Below are 22884 nucleotides of genomic sequence, written 5' to 3' on the forward strand. Positions count from 1 at the left end.
ATGTCAGTTTTGGTTATCGGAGCGGATGAAATAACCCCAATAAAAGCAGTTTTGACAAACCTAGGTGCAAAAAGCATAGAGCATTGGGATGCTAGAAATGAAAATAGGGTAAATAGAAAACCCATTCCACAAAATACCGAATGTATAGTTATGCTTACTAGTTTTTTAAACCATAATACTATGAAAAAAATCAAAACAGAGGCAAAAAAACGTAATATACCTTTAGTTTGTGCTAAACGTAGTGTGAGTTGTGTGTATTGTGAATATTGTAAGGTTTTTGGACTTGATCAAACCTATGAGTGCGCAAAGAAGGCTTAGTGTATGTTTGGATTTAATGAAAAAGAGGATTTTATACCTAAAATATTTAGAGATTTAGAACAAAAAAGTATTAATCATATTTTTTTAAATTTATATAATTCTTTAGTTGAAGATGATCTAAAAATACCTTATATCTATGCAAAAAAAGCTGACTGTTTAAGAAATATTTTTGAGTTAAAAATTCAAAATATGAGCATAGAAAGGACTTTGAGATTTAGCAAAATAAAACAATTTTGTCCATATTCTCATAAAATCATCAAAGCTTATAAAGAAGGAAATTTAAATCAAATACAACTTGAAGCAAAGATGCCAAAATATACTTTAGCGAAATTAATACAAAATATGTTCTTATCACCTAGTTTTACTTTGCCTTTACAAGTTGCTTTTGAGGCTTTTGTATATGATAAAATTTGCAAAAGCAATACCAAATCCAAAGTAAAGATTTATAAAAATATCATTATCATTAATGAAAAAATGGCGGTCATGCCTTTATTTTGTAAAAATGGTGATAAAGATATAGAGCTTGCTTTGCAATTTATAAAAGAAAATTCTTTTGAAAGATTTTATATTGTGTATCCAAGAAATAAAAATTTCACTCAACATGAAGAAATAAGACATTTTTTATACGAAAATAATAAAACTTTGCTAAAATTAGTTCCCTATACTATTAATAATCAAATTTTAAGGAGATGTTAAATGTCAATAGCAGTAATTTATGGTAGTTCAATGGGTAATACCGAAGGTGCGGCAAACATGATTGCTCAAAAATTAGGAATTTCAGATGTATTAAATATCGCAGATATTGATGCAGAGAAAATTAATTCTTATGATAAATTAATTTGTGGAACTTCTACTTGGGGAAGCGGTGATTTTCAAGATGACTGGGATGGTTTTGATTTTTCAGCTTTAAATCTTAGCGGTAAAACTGTTGCTGTTTTTGGTATGGGAGATAGTGAAAGCTATTCAGACACATATTGCAGTGCTATGGGAAAACTTGCTCAAGCTTTAAAAGCAGCGGGTGCAAATTTGGTAGGTGCTGTTTCTACGGGTGGTTATACTTTTGAATCAAGTGAAGCCGTAGAAGGTGATAAGTTTGTAGGACTAGCATTAGATAATGATAATCATGAGGATTTAACAGAAAGTAGAATTGATGCTTGGTTAGAGCAAATTAAACCTTCTTTTTCTTAAAAATTAGATGCCTTTTAGGCATCTTTATGTTTAAAATTTTCTTTTTTTAGTTTCACTTAGCATATCTTGTGCTAAAGAATCTACTTCATTTGCAATAGTATTAGTCTGCATAGCTGTTTGAGAGTTTTGTTGTGTGAGTTTTTCTATAGTAGCTACTGATTCATTGATTTGACTAATATCATCTGCTTCTTCTTTTATGGCTTCACCCATATCATTTATTGACTGGGCTAAGATATTAGTATTAGCTTCTATTTCACCTAAAGACTTTTGAGTTCTTTCAGCTAGATTTCTAACTTCATCAGCAACAACAGCAAAGCCACGTCCATGTTCACCAGCACGTGCTGCTTCAATAGCTGCATTTAATGCAAGTAGGTTAATTTGATCTGCAATATCTGAAATTACTGTAGTTACATTTTTGATATCATTGCTTTGTTTTACTACATCTTGTGTTTTAATGGAAATTTCACTCATAGCTGAGTTCATTTGCTCTAAAGCTCTTGCGCTTTCTTGCAGTGATGAGGTTTGATGCGTAGCATCATTTGTAAGTTCTTGCATGCTTTGTTTGAGTGCTTCGGCCTTTTGGTTGAGTAATTCTCCTTGGTGAAGTGATTGTGTAAGCATGTTTTTTATTTCATCTCCAAGAGAATTTATAGCCTTTTCAATATCGCCTTTTGGTGCATTAATAGTTGCTGTGAAATCTAAGCGTTTGTAGCTATCAAATACAGCTAAAATTTCGTTTAAATTACTGCCAATTTTTCTTTGTAAAGTTGTAAGCATACTATTTAACACTTTCATTAATTCTTGAATTTGAGGATTGTTAGCATGAGAACTAATATGCAAATCAAGCTCACCTGTTTCTATTTTTTTAGCAATATTGACAGATTCTTCAATGGCTTTTGCATCTTTGTTTAGAGCTTCTTTAATGATCTCAATGTTTTCATTAATTTCTTCTGCCATTTTTCCAAACTCATCTTGAGTTTTAAGCTTAATAGGATGAGAGTGAGAATCTTTGTGATTTAAATAATTAAAGAAATTATGTAATCCTGATGAAATGATTGCAATTGGTTTAAGATTGTAAGAAATAATCATTCTAATAAAAATTAAAGTGAAAAAAATAGCAATCAAGGAAATAATAATTTGTTCCATTAGTGTTTGTTTAGCTGCATCATTGTAAAAATCATAATCAGCTATAGAACAGATAACATATTTTGGATTAATTCCGCCATTGCAAATTAAAGCTCTGGTTTCATTTTCTTTTGTTTGAATTTTAAAAATATCTTTTGAAAGACTTCTATTTGTACCTTCTGGTGTTTTAAGATAATATGCAACAATATCTTTACTTGTATTGGTTGAGGTTAAAATTTTAGAAGGATCAGTGTGAAAAAGATAGGTTCCATCATGGGCTAAAACAGCAGCATGCGAATAAGGTGTTTTACCTATAGCTAAAACTTCTTCTGAGAATTTTTTTAAATCATAATCAGCAGCAACTACACCTATAACTTCACCATTTTCCATAATAGGATTGGCATAAGAAATAGTAGGTTTTTTCATGCTAGAAGATATGTATGGTTCTGTGACAATTAACTCTTTTTTTTCTTTGGCTTCTTTATACCATCCTCTAGTTCTAGGATCATATCCACTTTCTGGAGTTTGGTTGTTGCCATTTGATCTAAACATAGAGCCATCTTCAAATCCTACATAAGTTAAGTCAAAACCTAAAGAATCTCCTATAGATTTTAACAAGCTAGTGTATTGTTTTGAATTTAGATTATGCTTATTTTCTTTGATATATTTTGTTAAAGAATTAATTATATTACGTCTATCACTTGCATATAAATCAAATCTTTTGCTTACATCAAAAGCAACTTTTTGTTGAAATTGAACTAATAAAGTATGGCTATTAGATTTTGATTTAATATAATTAAAAACACCTAAAACACATAATAAAACTATAACAAAAATACAAACCAAAAAGGCAATTTTGTTGGAAAAATTACCTAGTAAATATTTTTTGGTAGATGAGAACATTTTTTTTCTCCTTGAAAAGTTAAAAATTTAAAGTTTTACTACTATGGTAAATTATATGATTTTATTAAAAAAATATTTAAAAATTTATAAATAATATTAGGTTTTATTAAAAATACAATATATCTTAAAAGTATTTTAAAGAGAAAATTCTAATTTTTTGGAAAGTAAAATTTTATTATCAGTGTATTTTGCCCATTGTATATTTAAAGCGAAAATACAAGCTTGTGCAAGTTTTGCAAAGGGAAATTTTTTATAGTATATTCTTTCTTGCTCTTTGGTGGCTTTTTGAAAAAGAGCTTTGATTTGCACTCCTTTAATAAGATTAATAACATCTGTATCTAGCGCTATATTAACTGCTACTTTAGGGGATTTATAGGCAAGTTGAATATGTTTAGTATGTTCTTCACTAGCAAAAATTAAAGCTAAATTTTTATCATCAAAAGCATAATAACAGCTTACGCAATATACTCCACCATCCTCATCAAGCATACTTAAATTTAAAAGTTTTTGTGAATGGATAAATTTTTTAATTCTTTCATCCATTGTTATTGGCTTTAAGTTTTAAAATTTTTTGATAACTTAAGTGAGTTAAGAAGATTACATAAAATACTTGTAAAAATAAACCAAGCAAAGGTATGCTTGATAAAGCAAAAAAGACTAAAGTGATAATTTTAAAGTATAATGGTGATGAATTTTTATAAAAATCATCAAAATTGTTTTTATCTAAGACATTGCTTAATACATCTAGTAATAAAAGTTTGTGAAATAAATAATAAAATACTCCATAATAAATCACAATGCTAACAAAAGGTATAATTAACAAGAAAGTAGCTACTACAAATAATACGCATGAGATGAGTAAAAATTTGAATGTTTTAAGTAAAATTTCTAAAGAATTTACTTCTCTTTGTATGAAATGGTTATAGTATTTTTGGTTGATTTTTTTCACAATATAAGGAGTTAAAAAAGAAATTATAAGCATAGTAAAAAATACAGAGACAAATATCACTATGAAAAATCCACCTATGGCGCTTAAAAATGCAAGTGAAAATTGCACTATAGAAAAACTAAAAAACCAAGCCATAAAAGAGCCACTGACTACATCTTCAATATAAGAAAAAAATACATCATAACTATAATACACTAGCAGGGCAAAAATAACCAGGCTGATTAAAAAAGGCAAAGTTGAGAATTTTAAAAAAGGCTTGCTAAGAAAATCTTGCAAGCTTAGGTATAGTATATTCATTTAATTTGCTTATAAGCATCTTGAAGTTTTTGATAGATTTCTTTATAATCTAGTGTTTCTTTTAAAATTTGATTTAAAACTTCGTTATCTTCTGTACCATTCCAAGTTTTTTTATAAGTGCCTTCTTTGTAGCCGTTTTCTTGTCTGAATTGATTTAATATATTTTTTCCAATATAGGTTTTATAAAGCTCAAAGAAATTTAAACCACATTTTCTAGCTAAAACAAAATATGCACTCAAGAGTTCACCTAAATCATAATCAAAACCACTGCATTTGTGGATAATAAGCTCAATATCATTTAAAATTCCATAGATATCTGCTTCATTTGGATTGGAAGTTTCTTTGCAAAAGTCATCAAAAAAAGTTACAGAAGAAACTTCCTCTGCTATGAAATTTTTATCATCTATTTGTTTTTCTTTGTATTCTTCTAAAATCAAACTTAAAATAAAATGCCATATATCCACTATTTCAATACGCACATTGTCCCAGTTTGCAGGAGTGTGTATGTTTTTCCAATGTTTCCAAGCAAAAGAATCAATAAGCTCAGCACACTCCATATAAATACATCTTCTAAAACTAATCAATTTACCTTCTTTCGTATAGCCATTTTCCCATCCTATACCATTGGTATCATCATTTAGTTTTTGCTGGAGTTCTAGCATGCTTTTTAAAATATCTTTTACTTCCATGTTATTTCCTTTTTTAAGCATAAAATCCAAATTCTTTATTGTCTTCTTCTTTTTCTTCTTTTTGCTTGTTATATTGCTCCCAAATTTCTTCTAATAATTTAGTGCTATCTTGGAAAATTTGTTTTTTAATATCTTCAAGATCAGTTTTATTCATTTCTTTGTTTAAACTCTTATCCATGGTGTTAAATAACTCATGTAAAGTAGCCTTTTTATGTTCTTCATTTTTTGGTTCAGGTAAGGCATCGCCAATTTTCATTGCAGTGGTAATAAGCTCTTTTGGCTTTAAGGTTCCAACTCTTGAGTTTTTCATAAATTCATCGATTTGAGGTTGTACTTTGGCTACTGCTTCTTTTATTTCTTCAATTTCTTCTTGTGAAAGTTTAGTTCCACTATATGAAAATGAAAAACCAAATTGATTTCTTAAACTCAAAGATGCTGAATTTCCATCTTTATCTAATTTTGCTTCTTTTTTATCATACATAGAAAAAGAAAGACGATTGCCATTTTTTGTTTTAATATCCATAGAAAAATTTTGAGAATTGTAGCTAGAAATTTGCATAGCTTTTCCTTTCAAATAAAGATAAGGTTATATCGTCAAAATAACCAAATCTTGAATAAATTTGCAAAGTTTTTGCACTTTGCAAATTTCAAATATTTAGGGAGATAAATATTTTAGCATTAAGTCTTTAAATGCTCGTTAAATCCCAAAATAATTTTAATAATTTTTCGTTTTTTGCACATATTAAAATTTGCTCTTTGTTATGTGTCTTTTTGCATGCTTTTAGAGCTTGTTTTAAATGTTCTTTTAAAGAAAAAATCAATCCAAAAGCAATGCCTTCTTTATCTAAGCCACCTAGAATATAAATTAAAGGCATGCGCATTGATTTAGAAACATCAAGTTTTGCTTGTTCATTAATTGTGATTTTAAAATCAAATTTGCTAGGATGTTTAAACTTATAAGCTAAAGCAAGATCTAAAAACTCATCTAAATGGTTTAATTTTTTTCCACTAATAAATGGATATATAAAATAAAATAAGTCTAAGATATTATTACTAGTTTTGCTTTTATCATCGTAATTTTCTTGTATAAAATCATAATATGTTTTAAAATGCTCTTGGTAATTTTGCACTAAAGTCATAGCCATTTTGGTTTTTGCAAAATTATTTAAGAAAACTTTAGGATTAGCTTCAAAACTAAAATCTAAAAAATTAATCTTTGTATCATTTTGATAAAAAATCCCACTAGTGTCACTTTCTAAATCTAGTAAAATATTATTTGAATTAAGCTCATTGATGGAACTATTATGGACTATTTTATCATCTAATAAAATAGAAAAATCATTATAAGCAAATTCATTACTCATAGGTTTTTCATAAAAACCAAAATCATCCCAAAAATTTTCTTCACTACAAGCAATGCATCCATGTCCTGCAGCTACCGGCCAAGAGGTTTTGGAGTTAAATTTAACCTTAGGACAATTATTATAAGCATAAGGTCCTTTGCAACCTACTTTAAAAAGACAATAACCTTGTTTTATATTTTCATCATCAAAACTTTGAGCAAAATTTCCTGCTTCAAATTTAGCTTTTCTTTCGCATAAATCATGCAAGCATTTACCATAAAAGGCTAAAGGTCTATTTTGCTCATCTAAAGCCATATCTTGCTCAAATAATATATAAAAACAAAGTGCTGCGATGATATTTACATCACTTGGGGGACAACCTGGTATATTGATTACTTTTTCTTCTAAGACTTTAGAAATTCCTATGCTTTTGGTAGGATTTGGATGTGCAGCTTGAATTCCTCCATAGCTTGAGCAAGTTCCCATAGCAAAGATTGTTTTAGCATTTTTAGCACATTTTTGTAAAATTTCATATCCATTTTCACCATGTGCTCCTATGGTTAGATAAAAAGGATCTATAGCACAAACTCCACCTTCAACAGCTAAAAGAAAATCTTTTTTTTCTAAAACTTCCTCTAAATGTGATTCTGCTTGATGTCCGCTAGCACTCATAAAGGTTTCATGATACTCTAAGGAAATAAAATCAAAAATTAAATCCAAAAAATCTGGCAATGAAGTTCTAAGTAAGCTCTCGCTACACCCTGTGCATTCACTTAAATGAAGCCATATGAGACTAGGTGGGGTGTGAAGTTGAAAATATCTATGCGCCAAAGGGCTAAATTCATTTGGTAAACCTAAAATTTTAATGATAGAATTTACAGCCTCTAATGAGATATTTTTTTCTTCTTTGCGAGAGTTTTCTAATAGAGCGATTTTATGCTCTAATATGCTTTTTAATTCTTCATTGTCCAAAGACATTTTTTAACCTTTAGCTATTTGTATCATATTTAAAAAATCATTTGCATTTAATGCAGCTGAACCTATCAATACTCCATCGCAATTTTTTAAAGCGCAAATTTCTTTAATATTGCTTTGATTAACACTTCCGCCATATAAAAGCTTAGCATTAGTAAATTCTCTTAAAAAATTAAGTATGGTGTTAATATCATCAAGATTAGCACTAACTCCTGTACCTATAGAATAAATAGGCTCATAAGCTATGATAAGTTTTTTATAAGATAGATCAATATTTTCAATTTGTTTTTTTAAAAAATCCAAGCTTTTGTTAGCTTTTTTAGTTTCTAAGCTTTCGCCTATGCAATAAATGATATTAAAATCAAGATTTTTTGTAAAGTCAAATTTAGCCTTTAAAAAGCTTTCATCTTCCTTTAAAGCTCTTCTTTCAGAATGGCCTATTAAAACGCTTTTGATATTAAATTCTTCTAAGTGAATTTTACCTATTTCTCCAGTATATGCTCCATTTTCGCAAGGGTAGAAATTTTGCGCGCCTTGTTGAAATGAAAAATTGTCTTTTAAGAAAGCTATACTAGGAGGGAAGATGAAAATTTCATCTTCTTTGTTTAAGTTTTGGTTTAATTTTTGAGCGTAAAGTTCAAAGCTTGATCTTGTATGATTACACTTTAAATTTGCTGCAAAAATCATTCATTATCCTTTATAGTCAAAGGTTTTACACCAGGAAGTTCTTTTCCTTCTATAAGCTCTAATGACGCTCCACCACCGGTTGAAATGAAAGTCATCTCATCAGCATCACCTGCTCTTGCTACAACATCAGCAGTATCACCACCACCTATTACAGTTGTTGCATGAGATTCGCTAATATAATGGCTCATTTTAATACTGCCTTTTGAGAATTTATCGATTTCAAAAACCCCCATAGGTCCATTCCACCATATAGTTTGAGCATCAGAAAGTGCTTCTTTAAACAACCTTACACTAGCAGGACCTATATCAAGCCCCATCCAACCCGCAGGAATTTCTTGCACAGGAGTGTATTTCATTACTGCTTCTTGAGAGCAAGTTTGTGCTGCTGTAACATCCACAGGAAGATAAATTTTCACCCCTAGATTTTTACCTTTGAGCAAGATTTTATTTGCTTCTTCAATTAAATCTTCTTCTAAGAGAGAATTTCCTATATCATAACCTTGAGCTTTTAAGAAAGTAAAGGCCATACCTCCACCTATGATGAGCTTATCTACTTTTGGAAGTAAGTTAGTCAAAGCTTGCAATTTCCCACTTACTTTAGAACCACCTACTACAGCTACAAAAGGACGCGCAGGGTGCTTGATAAGATTGCTTGCAAATTCTATTTCTTTTTGGAGTAAAAATCCCGCACCTTTGTTTGTATTATCAAAGTATTTTGTAATAGCTTCAACACTAGCATGGGCTCTATGGCAAACCCCAAAAGCATCATTAATATAAACATCAGCCATAGAAGCAAGTTCTTTGGCTAAGTTTTCATCATTCTTAGTTTCACCCTTTTCAAAACGTAAATTTTCTAAAAGCAAAATTTCACTTGATTTTAATTCGCTAGCTTTTTTCTTTGCATCTTCACCTATAACATCTTTAGCCATAATGACTTCTTTAGACATTAAGCGTGCAAGTCTTTTTGCAACTGGCTCTAAAGAGTATTTTGAAGCTATTTCTTTGGGGCGTCCTAAATGTGAAGCTAAAATAACTGCACAGCCATTATCTAAACAATATCTTATAGTAGGGATAGCCGAGCGAATACGACGATCATCAGTGATATTTAAAAACTCATCTTGAGGAACATTAAAATCACATCTAATAAACACTTTTTTCTTTGCAAGATCAATATCTTTAATCGATAAAATACTACTCATCTTAAGCCTTTGCTGCAAATACTGCCATATCTACCAAACGAGAAGAATATCCCCATTCATTATCATACCAAGCAACCACTTTAACAAAATCATCACAAATTACTTGAGTTAAATCGCTTGCTACAATCGCACCATAAGAGCAAGTTATAAAATCACTTGAAACTCTTTCTTCATCATCTACTAATAATATACCTTTTAAATTGCTAGCAGCTGCTTTTCTAAAGGCTTCATTGATTTCTTCTTTACTTACTTTTTTCTTTAAAGTTGCAGTTAAATCCACAGTTGATACATCAGCTACAGGTACACGCATACTTTGACCGTGTAATTTTCCATCAAGTTCAGGCATAACAAGCTTCATAGCTTTTGCTGCACCAGTTGAGGTAGGAATGATATTTTGCGCAGCAGCGCGTGATCTTCTTTTATCTCTTGCTTTTGCATCAATAATGCTTTGTCCGTTTGTATATGCATGAATGGTTGTCATTAAACCTTTTTCTATGCCAAAATTATCTTGCAAAACTCTACAAATTGGACCCAAGCAGTTAGTAGTACAACTTGCATTTGAGATGATGTTTTCGCCTTTATATTCGTGAGCATTTACCCCTAAAACATAAGTTGGAGTTTTATCTTTTGCAGGTGCACTCATGATAACTTTTTGCACCCCATGATCTAAAAATCCTTGACATTTTTCCATAGTTAAGTGTGCACCAGTACACTCTAAAACAATTTGTGCACCATATTTTGCAAAGTCTAAATCCGCTACATTTCTGCTTTTTAAAACTTTTATTTTTTTATTATCAATTATTAAATCATCACCATCATTTTCAACACTACCATCGTATACCCCATGAACGGTGTCATATTTAAAAAGATATTTAGTAAGCTCTATATCAGTAGTATCATTAATCGCTACAAGTTCGATATCATCGCGCTTCATAATAATTCTTGCAACACATCTTCCAATGCGTCCAAAACCATTTATTGCAACTTTTACAGCCATTTTCATTTCCTTTTTATGATTAAGTAGGTAAAATTCTACTAAAAAAAGGTTAAATTTTAATGAAAATCGCACTTTTTGGTGGCAGTTTTGATCCACCCCATTTAGGGCATAATGCTATAGTCTTTAATGCACTAGCAAATTTAGAGCTTGATAAACTCATTATTATGCCAACTTTTATTAGCCCCTTTAAGCAAGAATTTACCGCAAATGAGCAAAGACGCTTAAAATGGTGTGAGATGATTTGGGGAGGTTTGGAAAAAGTTGAAATTTGTGATTTTGAAATAAAAAAACAAAGGCCTGTGCCTAGTATAGAAAGTGTTGATTTTTTGCATAAGCAATATGAAATTTCTAAATTTTATCTTATTTTGGGAGCTGATCATTTACAAAGTCTTGAAAAATGGCATGAATTTGAAAGATTGCAAAATTTGGTAGAATTTGTTGTAGCTAAAAGAGATGGTATTTTTATACCAAAACATTTTAAAACTTTAGATACTAAAGTAAATATCTCTTCTTCTTTTATAAGAGAAACCTTGCAAACATCGCAAGTTTGTGAGCAAATCAAAGAAGAAGTTAAGCTTTATTATTCTAAATTTAAAAATATTTAACAAAAGGAAAACAATGCAAGAAAGAATTAATAATATAGTACAGATTTTAGATGATAAAAAAGCAGATTTAATAGAAACTTTTGATATGCAAGATAGGGATTATTTTGTTAAATTTGTAGTGATTGCTACTACTATGGGAGAAAGACATGCGCTTTCTTTGATTGATGATTTAAAAACTAATCTTAAAAGCAAGGGTGAAGAGTTTTTAAATATAGAAAGTAGTGAAGAATGGACTGTACTTGATTTAGGTGATATTTTGATTCACTTAATGAGTGAAACTTATAGAGCAAAATATAATATAGAAGAATTTTTAAAAAGTCTAAATAAAGAAAATCAAAACTAGGATTAAGATTTGGATAATCTAATCACTGAATTATCAGATTTAGCTAAAGAATATTTTGAAAATTCAGAATTTGAAAAATGCGATGAGGTTTTAAGTGAACTTATAGCTTTTTGCAAAGGCGAGGTTGCGCTTGCTCAAGATGGTAAAATGATTTTTATAGATGATGAGGACAAACATCGTTTGCTTTTAGAAGCTTACCATAATAGAGCGCTTTGTAGATTTAATTGTTTGAAATTTCAAGAAGCACTTAAAGATGCAACCATAGCTGTAGAATTTGATCCTAGTAATGTATTTTTATTTAATCTTTTGGGTCTATGTAATTTTAAATTAGATTTATTACAAGAAGCACTTTTGGCTTTTAATAAAACTATAGCGCTAGATAATGCATATTATTTAGCATATTTTAATAGGGCTAGAGTTTATATACTTTTAGATGAGCACACAAAAGCTTTAAAAGATTTGCAAACTTGTATTGATTTGGCTCCAGAATATTATATGGCTTATTATACTAGAGCCATTACTTTGCTTAGTGTTGATCCAAAACAGGCTTTGATTGATTTTAAAAAGTCTCAAGATTTAGGATTTGAATCCTCTCAGATTTTTTATTATCAAGGTGTAGCTTGTGAGAATTTGGAAGATTATCAAAAAGCTATAGAATTTTTTACTAAGATGATTGAGCAAGATGAGAGTTTTGCTGATGCGTATTATAAAAGGGCTAATAATAAACGTAAAGTTGATGATTTAGAAGGAGCTTTGCAAGATTGTTTAAAATCTATTGAATTAGACAATGAAAACGCAATGGCATATTTGATTTTGGGGCATATTTATAAAGATTTAGAAAAGATAGAATTATCAATAGATGCTTTTAAAAAATCAATTGAATTAGATGAAAATTTACAATATTCATGTTTTGCATTAGCTAGAGTTTTGTATGATTTAAAAGATTATGAACAAGCTTTGAAATATTATGATAAAACAATTGAGCTTTATGAAGAATACGCTCAAGCATATATTAATAGGGGTAATACTAAAATTAACCTAAAAATGATTGAAGAGGCTATAGAAGATTTTGATTTAGCAGCTAAATATTATCAAGAAAGAGCAAGAAAGCATGATTTTACTCCATCAGAATTGGCAGAACTTGAACAAGCAGTTCCTTATGGTTTTTATCATTTAGGTAATAGCTTATATGAGATAGACAAATATGATGAAGCTTTGATAAGTTATGAAAAAGCTTTGAAATATCAAAAAGAATATCCTGATGTGTTTTTTAACAGGGCTTATTTAAAATCTGATCTTGAAAAATATGAGGAAGCTTTAGAAGATAGTGAATTAGCTGTTAAATATTATAAAAAGCAAAATAATACTCAAGATTATGTTAATTCTCTTTCTCAAAGAGCTTGGATTAAAAGCAAGCTTGAAAGATTTCAAGAAGCTATGGATGAATACAATGAGCTTATAAAAACATATAAAGATTATATTGATTTAAAAGATGTATTGTTTGAAAGAGCATATTGTGCAAAAGAACTTGAATCTTATGAAGAATTAATAGCTTATTGTAATGCAGCGCATAAGGTGGATAAAAATAATTTTAAACTTTATTTTTGGCGAGGAATTGCTAAATATAATTTAAGCTTAGAAGAAGAAGCTATAGAAGATTTAAATAAGGCTTTAAAAATTGATAAAAACCATAATGGAGCAAAGTATTATAAGGGACTTTGTTATGAAGATCTTTATATGTTTGAAGAAGCGATAAAATGCTACGATAGTGCGATTTTAAGTAATGAAGAAGATGATGAGTCGTATTTTCATAGAGCAAAATGTAAAAGAAATCTTGAAAAATATAATGAAGCTTTAAAAGATATCAATGAATGCTTAAAAATAATTGATGATATTGGGGAGTATTGGATAGAAAAAGCACAAATTTTAAGCTTTTTAGGAAAATATGATGAAAGCTTTGAAGCGGCAAAAAAAGCAAGTGAGCTTGAGCCAAAATCATATGAGTGTTATCATTTTATGGGTGCGGTTAAAGTGTATTCGCAAGATTTTAAAGAAGCTATAAAATATCTTAATATGGCTTTAAATTTAGATGAAAGTCAAAATTGGACACATTATTATAAGGCAGAGTGTTTAAGAAATTTAGGTGATTTTCATGATGCATTGCAATGTTATGAAGATTGCTTAAAGATAACAAAAGAAAATACCGATGCTTTGGTGGGAAAAATTCAGTGTTTAGAAGAGCTAAAAGAATACGAGCAAGCTTTAGAGTGTACCAAAGAATTATTAAAGCTTGATGAAGAAAATGAATTTGCATTAAAAAATCAAAATATTTTAATGCAAAAATTAAAACAGCAAAATAAAAAATGGTGGCAAATTTGGAATTAAGCTTTGTGTGATTTATTATTTGTGCAGATTTGAAAATTTACATAAATAAAGTCTATTTGGTGTTTTTAATGAAAATATGAGTTTTAAAAAAAAGTTATTTGACCTTTTATATTAATGTTAAACTCCAAAGGGATAAAAATCAAAGATGAGTTATTGTTAAGTTTGTAGCTTAATTGCGAATTTTTCTGATAATTTTTTAAGATTTTGTCAAAATTTTCAAGCTTTAAAAGTTCTTTTTCCTGAAGTAAAAAATATAAGGTATTATCATCAATCTTCATAAAATATTTAAAGTCGCTTGAATTAGTAACAAAATCAAATAATACTTCATCGTAATTTTCTTTTAATTTGGAGTATTTTGGATGAAATTTTTTAGACATGTTATGAAATTTTATTTTTTGTGGTTTTAAATGAGTTAAATTATAAGTTTTTAAAAAATCATCAAAACTATAATTGTTGTTATAATTTTTATCAAGACTATGTAAGGTATTTTTGATATTTTTAATTTGATTGTAGTATTGCTTGCTTTGAATATAGTCAAGATCTAAAGAATGTATAGAGATTTCTAATTTTTGCAATTGATATTTTTGTGAAGAAAAACTTATGTAATTTGCAAAAAATCCTAAAAATAGCGCCATAAGCGCAAGTAGATAAAAAGAAAATTTTAATGCTATTTTTTGTTTAAATACGCTTAGATAATTTGCAATCAAAAGCCATAAATTTAAAGCTAATACTGCTAAGCGTTCTGGCGTAAAGCCATATTGTGTAATTCTAATTATAATAGCATAAAATACGAAAATATTTAGTGATAGTACTACAATAAAAAAGGCATAAAGTAATGATTTTTTGATTTTATAAAAAGATAAATTTATCCAAAGATTAATTAATAAAAAACTACCAAACCAAAGACATAAATGAACTATACTAAGATTTTCTAAAAGATTAAATAATGCTCCTAAACCATAGGTAAAAAGCATGATTATATATAAAATACTAAAAATATTTAGTATAAAAACAAAAATTTTATGAAAATTGTATGAAGTAAAATTGCCAAGTAAAAATAAAGAAAAAATTCCAGCACTAAAAATCCATAATGATAGAACATGAGAATTTAGTTTACTTGAAGAAATATCAAATAAAAAATTAAACGAACTATAAAATATAGCTAAAAATACACCAAAAATAAACCAAAAACTTACACTAAAAAAAAGGACAGCTAAAAAATGATGAAAATAATTAAAATCATATAATTTTCTTGCACATACTAAAGCTATAAGAGCTGTTATTAAAGAAATATACAAAGAATTATTAGTAAAAAATATTAAATAATTTTCTATACCATCTTTAAAAATAAAATTTAAAAATATATAAAAAATTAGCCCAAAAAATCCAACCCATAAATTTTTCAAACTTTTATAATTTTGTATTAAATTGCTTTTTGATTCAGTGAATGTTTCACAAAAAATTATAAATAGGGTTAAAAGTAAAAAAATACTAGTTTGGTATGAATCATAAAAAAATGCTACAAAAAACCAAAAACATAAATAAAAAATAACTCCAAGTGGATGATTCAATAAAGCTATATAGCTAGAATTAATAAATTTTTTAAACATGAATATTTTTTATTTTGTTAAGTAAAATTGATATAAATCCTTCAAAGTCAGGTAAATTTAAATCCTTAATTTCTCTTTGCTGTTTTCCCCACATGCATTCAGGAAAAAACCCATCTTCTTTAAAACGTGCCATAACATGAAAATGCACTCTTGGTACATAGTTTGCAAAGGAAGCTATGTTGATTTTTTCTGGGTTATAGTACTCTCTAAGGCTTAATTCACAAGCTAAAACATATTGAAAAAGCATATTTTGCAAAAAGGCTGGGCAATCACTTAATTCTCTGTAATTTTCTTTAGTAAAAATTTTCACCCAAGGAATTTGAGAATTTTCTTTTTCTATAAATAAATAATCATTTTCATAAATCATACTAACCCTTAAGAAAAGACTAGGATTATTCCTAGTCTTTTGATTATTTTTTTGGTCCTATCATTTTTGTAGGATCTACAAATTTAGCAAAGTCTTCTTCACTTACCAAGCCAAACTCCATAGCACTTTCTTTTAAAGAAATGCCTTTTTTATGGGCATTTTTTGCTACTTTAGCTGCATTTTCATAACCAATGTGTGGATTTAATGCGGTTACTAGCATTAAAGAATTATGTAAATTATGATCTATTTTTTCTTTATTTGGCTCTATACCAACAGCACAGTGGATATTAAATGAATGCATAGCATCAGCTAATAAATCAAGGCTTTGCAAGAAGTTATAAATAATCACAGGTTTAAAAACATTAAGCTCGAAATTTCCTTGGCTTGCTGCAAAACCAATAGCTGCATCATTTCCCATAACTTGTACTGCAACCATAGTTAAGGCTTCACACTGAGTAGGATTAACCTTGCCTGGCATGATAGAACTTCCTGGTTCATTCTCAGGTATGTTTAACTCTCCAAGACCACATCTAGGACCACTTGCTAGCCATCTAATATCATTTGCTATTTTCATTAAATTTGCAGCTAAACCTTTCATAGCTCCATGGGTAAAATTAATTGCATCATGGCTTGTTAGTGCATGGAATTTATTTGGACTTGAAATAAATTTAGTACCTATTAGCTTGCTTAATTCTTCGCTTACTTTTTCACTAAGTTCTGGATGAGCATTTAATCCTGTGCCAACAGCTGTCCCGCCTATTGCAAGCTCTCTTAATGTAGGTAAAGAAGCGATGATTTGCTCTTTTGAGTGAAGTAACATAGAAAGGTATCCACTAAATTCTTGAGCTAGGGTAAGTGGTGTAGCATCTTGAAGGTGAGTTCTTCCTATTTTAATAATCCCTTCAAATTCTTTTACTTTCTTTTCAAAAGTCGCAATAAGCTCATCTAAAGCAGGGATAAGTTTTTTTTCTACTTGCTCTACTGAAACTATACTCATAGCAGTTGGAAAGGTATCATTTGAGCTTTGGCTCATATTTACATGATCATTTGGATGAACAAGTTTTTCTTTTCTAAAATCTCCACCCATAATTTCAGTGGCACGATTTGCTATAACTTCATTCATATTCATATTACTTTGAGTGCCTGAACCTGTTTGCCATATTGCTAGTGGGAAGTTATCATCAAATTTTCCTGCTACAATCTCATCGCAAGCTTGCACAATAGCATCTTTTTTAGCATCATCTAATTTGCCAAGTTTGTTATTAACTAAAGCCAAAGATTTTTTAAGATTTGCAAAAGCATAAATTAAAACTTTTGGCATTTTTTCACAACCAATTTTAAAATTTTCAAAACTTCTTTCAGTTTGCGCACCCCAATATTTATCATTAGGAACTTTAATCTCTCCCATAGTATCGTGTTCGATTCTATATTCCATGGCTTTTCCTTGTAATAAAATAAGATATGATATTTAAACCAAATAAACCCTAAAGTTTGCTTATAATTTAAGAAGCATTTATAAAATTTTTTAAAAAAGTGTAGTTTTTTCAAAACTACACAAAATATTATTCTACAGTAACGCTTTTTGCTAGATTTCTTGGCATATCCACATCATTGCCAAGTCTTATAGAAACTTCTAAAGCAAGAAGCTGTAAAATCACCATCATTTCAAAAAATTCACACATATAGTGTTCTTGTTTTGAAGTTCTTATAAAATCATCACTTAAATCAAAATCAAGCGGAGAAATAGCAAGCAAGGTAGAATCCCTTGCGGCTAATTCTTCTACATTTGATTTGGTTTTTTCATAAAGACAATTTTGCGGCATTAGTGCAACGGTAAAAAGCTCACTATCTGCTAGAGCAATAGGTCCATGTTTCATTTCACCTGCTGGATATCCTTCAGCGTGTAAGTATGAAATTTCTTTTAATTTTAAAGCCCCTTCTAAAGCTAATGGATAAAATACATCTCTTCCTATAAAGAAAAAGCCATGACCATGTAGGTATCTTTTTGAAATTCTATGTACTTTTTCATGCAAGTTTTGTTCAACTTTAACTATACTTGGCAAGCTTCTTAGAGCCTTGATTTCTTTACTCATATCTAAATTTGCTTTTTGTGCAAGATAGATTGCAAGCATCCATAAAGTTGCTACTTGAGTAGCAAAAGCTTTAGTTGAAGCCACACCTTTTTCAATGCCCGCTCTAGTAAGTAATGATATATCAGCCAAACGCACGATATTAGAATTATCGACATTACATATTGCTAAAGTTTTAACTCCTTGTGCTTTTGCTATTTTTAAAGCTTCAAGTGTATCAGCTGTTTCACCGCTTTGAGAGATTACTATAAAAAGAGTATTTTTGCCTATAATGGCTTCTCTGTATCTAAATTCACTTGCTACTTCAACTTTAGTTTTAATCTTTGCAAGTCTTTCAAGCAAATAAGCCCCGCTTAATGCTGCATGATAGCTTGTGCCACAAGCACAAAGTGTGATTTCATCTATGTTTTGCAAAAGCGCTTCATCTATATCTTCAAAAACAATCTGCTCACCTTGTAAGCGTCCCATTAAAACTTCGCCTAAAACTCTACTTTGCTCATAAATTTCTTTTTCCATGAAAAATCTATAACCATCTTTTTGGGCATAACTTTTATCTTGACTTAAAGCTACAAAAGTAGGTTGTATGCAAGCTTGATCATGGCAAATTTTGCATTCGTTTAAATTTACATATCCATAATCTCCATCTTCAAGGTAAGCTACTTTATCCACTAAAGAAACTAAAGGTGCATCACTTGATGCAAAATAATATTCATTTTCATCGCCATTTTTTCCGATGATGAGTGGTACTGCATTTTTGGTAAAATAAATTGTATTCGGATCTTTTTTACTTACAAGCAAGATTGCAAAAGCACCTTTTAGTTCAGCTATAGTTTTTTTAAAAGCTTCAAATGGTTGTAAATTGCTTGCATAGTATTCAAATAAATGTACAATAACTTCAGTGTCAGTTTGACTTAGAAAATTAACACCTTCTTGTGTGAGTTTTGTTTTTAATTCTTGGTAATTTTCTATGATTCCATTATGTATTACGCAAGAGTATTGTCCTAAATGTGGATGAGCATTTATTTCAGTTGGTTTTCCATGAGTTGCCCAACGCGTATGGCCTATAGCAAGTCCAAAGCCATCACTATTAAAATTAGCAGTTTTATTAGCTAAATTTTCTAATTTTCCAACCGCTTTAAAAAAGTCTAACTCTCCATCTTTCATTACTGCTATGCCAGCGCTATCATAACCTCTATACTCAAGCTCTTTTAAGCCTTCTAATATGATTTTTTTCTTTTCTTTGGTCCCTATATATCCTACTATTCCACACATCTTTTACTCGCTTATTAGTGATTTAAGAATTTGATCTTTATGATCTTGCAAGCTTTCATTTTTATGCAAAATCAAAACATTTCGCGTTCTTTCTTTTATGGTTTGAATTTTTGCTGCGCTTAAGATAATATCATATCTTGCAAGCACATCCATCACATAAGCCATTAAACCTTTTTGATCTTTTGTGTTTAAGGTTATTTTGGCATAGCTTTTGGAATAATTCATATCTAATTTTAATTCATCTTTTTTAATGTTTGGTTTTTTTGCCTTTTTTTGTACTTTTAAATGTAATTTAGAATTTAGTAAATTTTCTAAACTTTGTTTTTGAGTATCGCTTACTATATCTGAATATTCAAATTTCAAATAAACTTTTTCATCAAATAATTCAAAGAAGCTCATAAAGATTAAATTCAAAGAACTTAAAGTATTGAGTATATTTTCAAGATTGTTTTTTCTATTCATTATAAGCTCTAGGGTAAAATTATCTTGATTATCAAGCCAAAAAGTAAAATTTTCTTTTTGTGTAATTTGCGTTATTTTAATGATTTTTTCAAAACTATTTTTTATAAAAAATAAATTGGATTTAATATGAGTAATATTATTTTGAGTTTGTTCATCAAGATCTAAAAAAGCCTTACTTCTTTTTAGGGTTTGTTCTTTTTTTACTCTTCTTTGGCTCTCATCAATTAAATTCTCATCCTCAAAACCTTCTAATGCATTTTGAAATAATCTTTCTAAACTTTTATAATAAAAATGATTTTCTATACCCAAAGCTTTAGCATTGCAAAAAGATAAAAGATGTAAGGTTTTTAAGGTATTTATATCATTTAATTTGGAAATAAAATTTAAAACAATAGTAGAATTATAAATATCTTCTTTTTCTATAATGTCTTTAAAAGCATTAAAATTTTTATATAATCTTAAGCCAAAATCTAAAAGCTCATTATCAACTTGGAATTTTCCTACATAAGCTCTGTAAATATTTGCTAAAGAAATTTCATTTTCTTCATGAATAGCACTTAAAAGTATGGTGAGTTTTATTATTAAAAGTGTATTTTCATCAAAGCTATAATCTTTTTCTTCAAAGTATTTTAAGCAAAGTAATGCTCTATCTAATGCACTATAAACACCTTCTTCTTCAAGCAAGAATTTGCTTTGAGTAAGAGGTTTGCAAAAATCTTTTAAAATATTAGCATCAGCAAGAAGTTTTAAAAGAGCAAAAGAATGCTTTCTTTCTAAAATTTTCTTGAATAATTCTAAATTTTCATCTTTATTTTCTGCTCTTTTTAATGCAAAAATGAGTTTGATATCAAAATTATAATCTTTATCATCTAATTTTAAAAGTTGATTTAATATCAAGTTTAGGTTTTCACTTTTGTTAGAATAAGTAAAAAAGCTATCTTGTGTTTCATAAAGTTCATTATCTTTATAGTGTTTTTCTTGGATACACCTTGCTAAAAATTGCGTATAAATTCCACAAGTTTGCATACATTGCATGGCTTTTTGAATAAGTATGGATTTAAGATCTAAATTTTTCTTTTCTTTTTTTTGCATTAAGTTAGCAAGTTCTTGTGAATTTTGTATTAAAAATAAATTAGTGTTTTTACCTTCTAAAAGATTCATTGCACATTTAAGTGAAAATAAAAAATCACTTGCAAGTTTAAATTCGCTTAATTCTTTTTCGTTGATAAAATTAAGCATATAATTTTTAGGAGAATCTTTAAATAATATACTTAAATTTTCTATATCAAGTTGCTCATCTAAACCACCAAAATTTTTATTAATATCAAATTCTTGCTTGATTAAAGGTTGATGATAAGGGTTAAATTCTTGCAAGATTTTTAAAGCAAATTCTTCTTTTAATTCATCTTGAGCTTGAGAAATTTTTTCTTTGATTTGTTTGAATAAAATTTTAGATCCGCAAATATAACGATATTGTAAAATATTTTGTTTTAGCTCGTTTTTAGCTATATTATAAAGTCCATTTATTTCACAAATTTGATAATTGATATTTAAATTAATATCATTTAATGAAGTAATAAATGCTTTCATTAAAGGCTTGATATTGTAAGCTTTTATATCTTTATAAATAAGCAATAAATCAACATTTTCTTTTATACTTAAATTCATTTTAGCATATTGTTTAATAGCGATAATACAAAAAGGGAATTTATCATTATGTGGAAAATAATCATCGAAAAAATCACTCAAAACAAGCTCGTAAACATCTTCTATAAAACGATCAATTTCTTTAGAGTGGTAAAAACTAAACGAGCCTTGTTTTAAAAAAAGTCTAGAACAATAAGCTTCATAATCTTTTAAAGAATTTTTTAATTTTTGAATTTTTTGTATATCCATAACTTGATAATAATCCTTATTTAATTTTACCAGTATCATACCAAAAATACTTTGTATTAAATTTTAAGTAAGTTAAAATTATAATTATAATTTAAATTTAAAAAATGGTAAGAATATGCAAACAATTATAGAAAAACTAGAAAATCAAGAAAGATTAAATGAAGAAGAAGCTAACAAGCTTTGGGATTTAGAGCTTTTTACTTTAGGCAAATACGCACAAAGAATTCGAACTAATTTGCATGGTAAAAAGGTTTATTTTAATATCAATCGCCATATTAATCCTACAAATATATGTGCAGATACTTGCAAATTTTGTGCTTTTTCAGCACACAGGAAAAATCCTAATCCTTATATTATGTCGCACGAAGAGATAATGAAAATAGTCGATGAAACAGTTTTAAGAGATACAAAAGAAATTCATATCGTTTCAGCACATAATAAAAACACTTCATGGCAGTGGTATTTGGAAATTTTTAAAATGATTAAAGAAAAATATCCATTTTTACATATTAAAGCCTTAACTGCTGCTGAGATTGATTTTTTAAGCAGGGCTTTTAATATGAGCTATGAAGAAGTGATAGAAAAAATGCTTGAATACGGCGTTGATTCTATGCCAGGTGGTGGGGCTGAAATTTTTGATGAGGAAGTTAGAAAAAAAATTTGTCATGGTAAAGTAAGTAGTGAAAATTGGTTAAAAATTCATAAACTTTGGCATGAAAAAGGCAGACAAAGTAACGCCACAATGCTTTTTGGGCATATAGAAAGTAGAGAAAATAGAATTAATCATATGATAAGATTGAGAAATCTTCAAGATCAAACCGGTGGTTTTAATGCTTTTATTCCTTTGGTTTGGCAACAAGATAATAGTTTTATTACAGGTAAAAAACCACTTGGCTCAGTAGAAATTTTAAAAACCTTAGCTATTGCGAGGATAGTGCTTGATAATATTAAAAATATTAAAGCTTATTGGGCAACCATGGGTATAAATTTAGCTATGGTTGCTCAAGATTTTGGTGCAAATGATTTAGATGGTACTATAGAAAAAGAAAGCATACAAAGTGCAGGTGGGGCAAAAAGTTCAAATGGCTTGAGTTTAAAAACTTTTATAGAAATGATTCAAAGCTCAGGCTATATAGCAATAGAACGAGATAGTTTGTATAATGAATTAAAAACTTATTAAGGAT

General features: G+C 28.7%; 21 protein-coding genes and 1 pseudogene. 7 read left to right on the plus strand and 15 right to left on the minus strand.

The features are described from left to right. From L8X30_RS01200 to fldA, 3 genes are read left to right on the plus strand one after another with little or no spacing between them, the layout of a single operon-like run. The gene (locus L8X30_RS01200; RefSeq protein ID WP_012661148.1) at nucleotides 1-318 is read left to right on the plus strand and encodes a DUF2325 domain-containing protein; all 318 of its coding nucleotides are present in this window, start codon (nucleotides 1-3) and stop codon (nucleotides 316-318) included. A gap of 3 nt (nucleotides 319-321) precedes the next feature. Next, a complete protein-coding gene (locus tag L8X30_RS01205; protein ID WP_263678577.1) occupies nucleotides 322-1014 on the plus strand; it encodes a hypothetical protein in 693 nt (230 codons plus the stop codon). Further along, complete coding sequence (gene fldA, locus L8X30_RS01210) at nucleotides 1015-1506, plus strand: flavodoxin FldA (RefSeq protein WP_240388293.1); 492 nt, start codon at nucleotides 1015-1017, stop codon at nucleotides 1504-1506. Between the two features lie 30 nt (nucleotides 1507-1536). On the opposite strand, the gene L8X30_RS07920 is transcribed toward fldA, so the two are convergent. The 10 genes and pseudogenes from L8X30_RS07920 to gap all read right to left on the minus strand — a co-directional run bounded on the left by L8X30_RS07920 (nucleotide 1537) and on the right by gap (nucleotide 10670). Continuing rightward, entirely contained in the window at nucleotides 1537-2652 is a 1116-nt protein-coding gene (locus tag L8X30_RS07920) for a methyl-accepting chemotaxis protein (RefSeq protein ID WP_412175017.1), read from the minus strand. Between the two features lie 231 nt (nucleotides 2653-2883). Beyond that, nucleotides 2884-3534, minus strand: a pseudogene (locus L8X30_RS07925) (cache domain-containing protein); the annotation flags it as partial. A gap of 135 nt (nucleotides 3535-3669) precedes the next feature. Further along, nucleotides 3670-4077, minus strand: coding sequence for a pyridoxamine 5'-phosphate oxidase family protein (locus L8X30_RS01220; RefSeq protein ID WP_263678579.1), 408 nt, complete (start codon nucleotides 4075-4077; stop codon nucleotides 3670-3672). Beyond that, nucleotides 4070-4780, minus strand: a complete 711-nt coding sequence (locus L8X30_RS01225) for an EI24 domain-containing protein (protein ID WP_263678580.1) — start codon at nucleotides 4778-4780, stop codon at nucleotides 4070-4072. The genes L8X30_RS01220 and L8X30_RS01225 overlap by 8 nt, the downstream gene beginning before the upstream one ends. Further along, complete coding sequence (locus L8X30_RS01230; RefSeq protein ID WP_263678581.1) at nucleotides 4777-5469, minus strand: dUTP diphosphatase; 693 nt, start codon at nucleotides 5467-5469, stop codon at nucleotides 4777-4779. The genes L8X30_RS01225 and L8X30_RS01230 overlap by 4 nt, the downstream gene beginning before the upstream one ends. 13 nt (nucleotides 5470-5482) lie before the next feature. Beyond that, nucleotides 5483-6028, minus strand: coding sequence for an ATP-binding protein (locus tag L8X30_RS01235; protein WP_263678582.1), 546 nt, complete (start codon nucleotides 6026-6028; stop codon nucleotides 5483-5485). A 127-nt stretch (nucleotides 6029-6155) separates the two neighbouring features. Further along, the gene (locus L8X30_RS01240) at nucleotides 6156-7790 is read right to left on the minus strand and encodes a hydrogenase small subunit (RefSeq protein ID WP_263678583.1); all 1635 of its coding nucleotides are present in this window, start codon (nucleotides 7788-7790) and stop codon (nucleotides 6156-6158) included. 3 nt (nucleotides 7791-7793) lie between these two features. Then, nucleotides 7794-8474 (minus strand): triose-phosphate isomerase, encoded by a 681-nt coding sequence (locus L8X30_RS01245; protein WP_263678584.1) that lies wholly within the window; start codon nucleotides 8472-8474, stop codon nucleotides 7794-7796. Beyond that, nucleotides 8471-9673 carry a phosphoglycerate kinase gene (locus L8X30_RS01250; RefSeq protein ID WP_263678585.1) on the minus strand — a complete coding sequence of 401 codons (1203 nt, stop codon included), beginning with the start codon at nucleotides 9671-9673 and terminating at the stop codon, nucleotides 8471-8473. Before L8X30_RS01250 ends, L8X30_RS01245 begins: the two co-directional genes overlap by 4 nt. A gap of 1 nt (nucleotide 9674) precedes the next feature. Continuing rightward, entirely contained in the window at nucleotides 9675-10670 is a 996-nt protein-coding gene (gap, locus tag L8X30_RS01255; RefSeq protein WP_263678586.1) for a type I glyceraldehyde-3-phosphate dehydrogenase, read from the minus strand. Between the two features lie 59 nt (nucleotides 10671-10729). Here gap and nadD point away from each other — a divergent pair, with 59 nt between their 5' ends. Genes nadD through L8X30_RS01270 form a run of 3 tightly spaced genes read left to right on the plus strand, consistent with a single transcriptional unit; the run spans nucleotide 10730 to nucleotide 14003 of the window. Beyond that, nucleotides 10730-11275, plus strand: coding sequence for a nicotinate (nicotinamide) nucleotide adenylyltransferase (nadD, locus tag L8X30_RS01260; RefSeq protein WP_263678587.1), 546 nt, complete (start codon nucleotides 10730-10732; stop codon nucleotides 11273-11275). A 13-nt stretch (nucleotides 11276-11288) separates the two neighbouring features. After that, on the plus strand, nucleotides 11289-11618 hold the full coding sequence (rsfS, locus tag L8X30_RS01265) for a ribosome silencing factor (protein WP_257912880.1): 330 nt from the start codon (nucleotides 11289-11291) through the stop codon (nucleotides 11616-11618). Nucleotides 11619-11627: 9 nt separating this feature from the next. After that, a complete protein-coding gene (locus L8X30_RS01270) occupies nucleotides 11628-14003 on the plus strand; it encodes a tetratricopeptide repeat protein (RefSeq protein ID WP_263678588.1) in 2376 nt (791 codons plus the stop codon). An 83-nt stretch (nucleotides 14004-14086) separates the two neighbouring features. Here L8X30_RS01270 and L8X30_RS01275 read toward each other — a convergent pair whose 3' ends face one another. The 5 genes from L8X30_RS01275 to L8X30_RS01295 form a co-directional block, all read right to left on the minus strand. Continuing rightward, the gene (locus tag L8X30_RS01275; protein ID WP_263678589.1) at nucleotides 14087-15409 is read right to left on the minus strand and encodes a hypothetical protein; all 1323 of its coding nucleotides are present in this window, start codon (nucleotides 15407-15409) and stop codon (nucleotides 14087-14089) included. 196 nt (nucleotides 15410-15605) lie between these two features. Then, nucleotides 15606-15980 (minus strand): HIT family protein, encoded by a 375-nt coding sequence (locus L8X30_RS01280; protein ID WP_263674815.1) that lies wholly within the window; start codon nucleotides 15978-15980, stop codon nucleotides 15606-15608. A gap of 43 nt (nucleotides 15981-16023) precedes the next feature. Further along, on the minus strand, nucleotides 16024-17415 hold the full coding sequence (gene fumC, locus L8X30_RS01285) for a class II fumarate hydratase (RefSeq protein ID WP_263678590.1): 1392 nt from the start codon (nucleotides 17413-17415) through the stop codon (nucleotides 16024-16026). Nucleotides 17416-17542: 127 nt separating this feature from the next. Continuing rightward, nucleotides 17543-19342 carry a glutamine--fructose-6-phosphate transaminase (isomerizing) gene (gene glmS, locus L8X30_RS01290; protein WP_263678591.1) on the minus strand — a complete coding sequence of 600 codons (1800 nt, stop codon included), beginning with the start codon at nucleotides 19340-19342 and terminating at the stop codon, nucleotides 17543-17545. Between the two features lie 3 nt (nucleotides 19343-19345). Then, complete coding sequence (locus L8X30_RS01295) at nucleotides 19346-21700, minus strand: nucleotidyltransferase (RefSeq protein WP_263678601.1); 2355 nt, start codon at nucleotides 21698-21700, stop codon at nucleotides 19346-19348. Between the two features lie 115 nt (nucleotides 21701-21815). Here L8X30_RS01295 and mqnE point away from each other — a divergent pair, with 115 nt between their 5' ends. Continuing rightward, nucleotides 21816-22880: an aminofutalosine synthase MqnE gene (mqnE, locus tag L8X30_RS01300; protein ID WP_263678592.1), complete on the plus strand. Its 1065-nt coding sequence runs from the start codon at nucleotides 21816-21818 to the stop codon at nucleotides 22878-22880. Nucleotides 22881-22884: the final 4 nt, after the last annotated feature.

The sequence above is a fragment of the Campylobacter sp. CNRCH_2015_0338h genome (assembly GCF_025772785.1).
GTDB lineage: Bacteria > Campylobacterota > Campylobacteria > Campylobacterales > Campylobacteraceae > Campylobacter_D.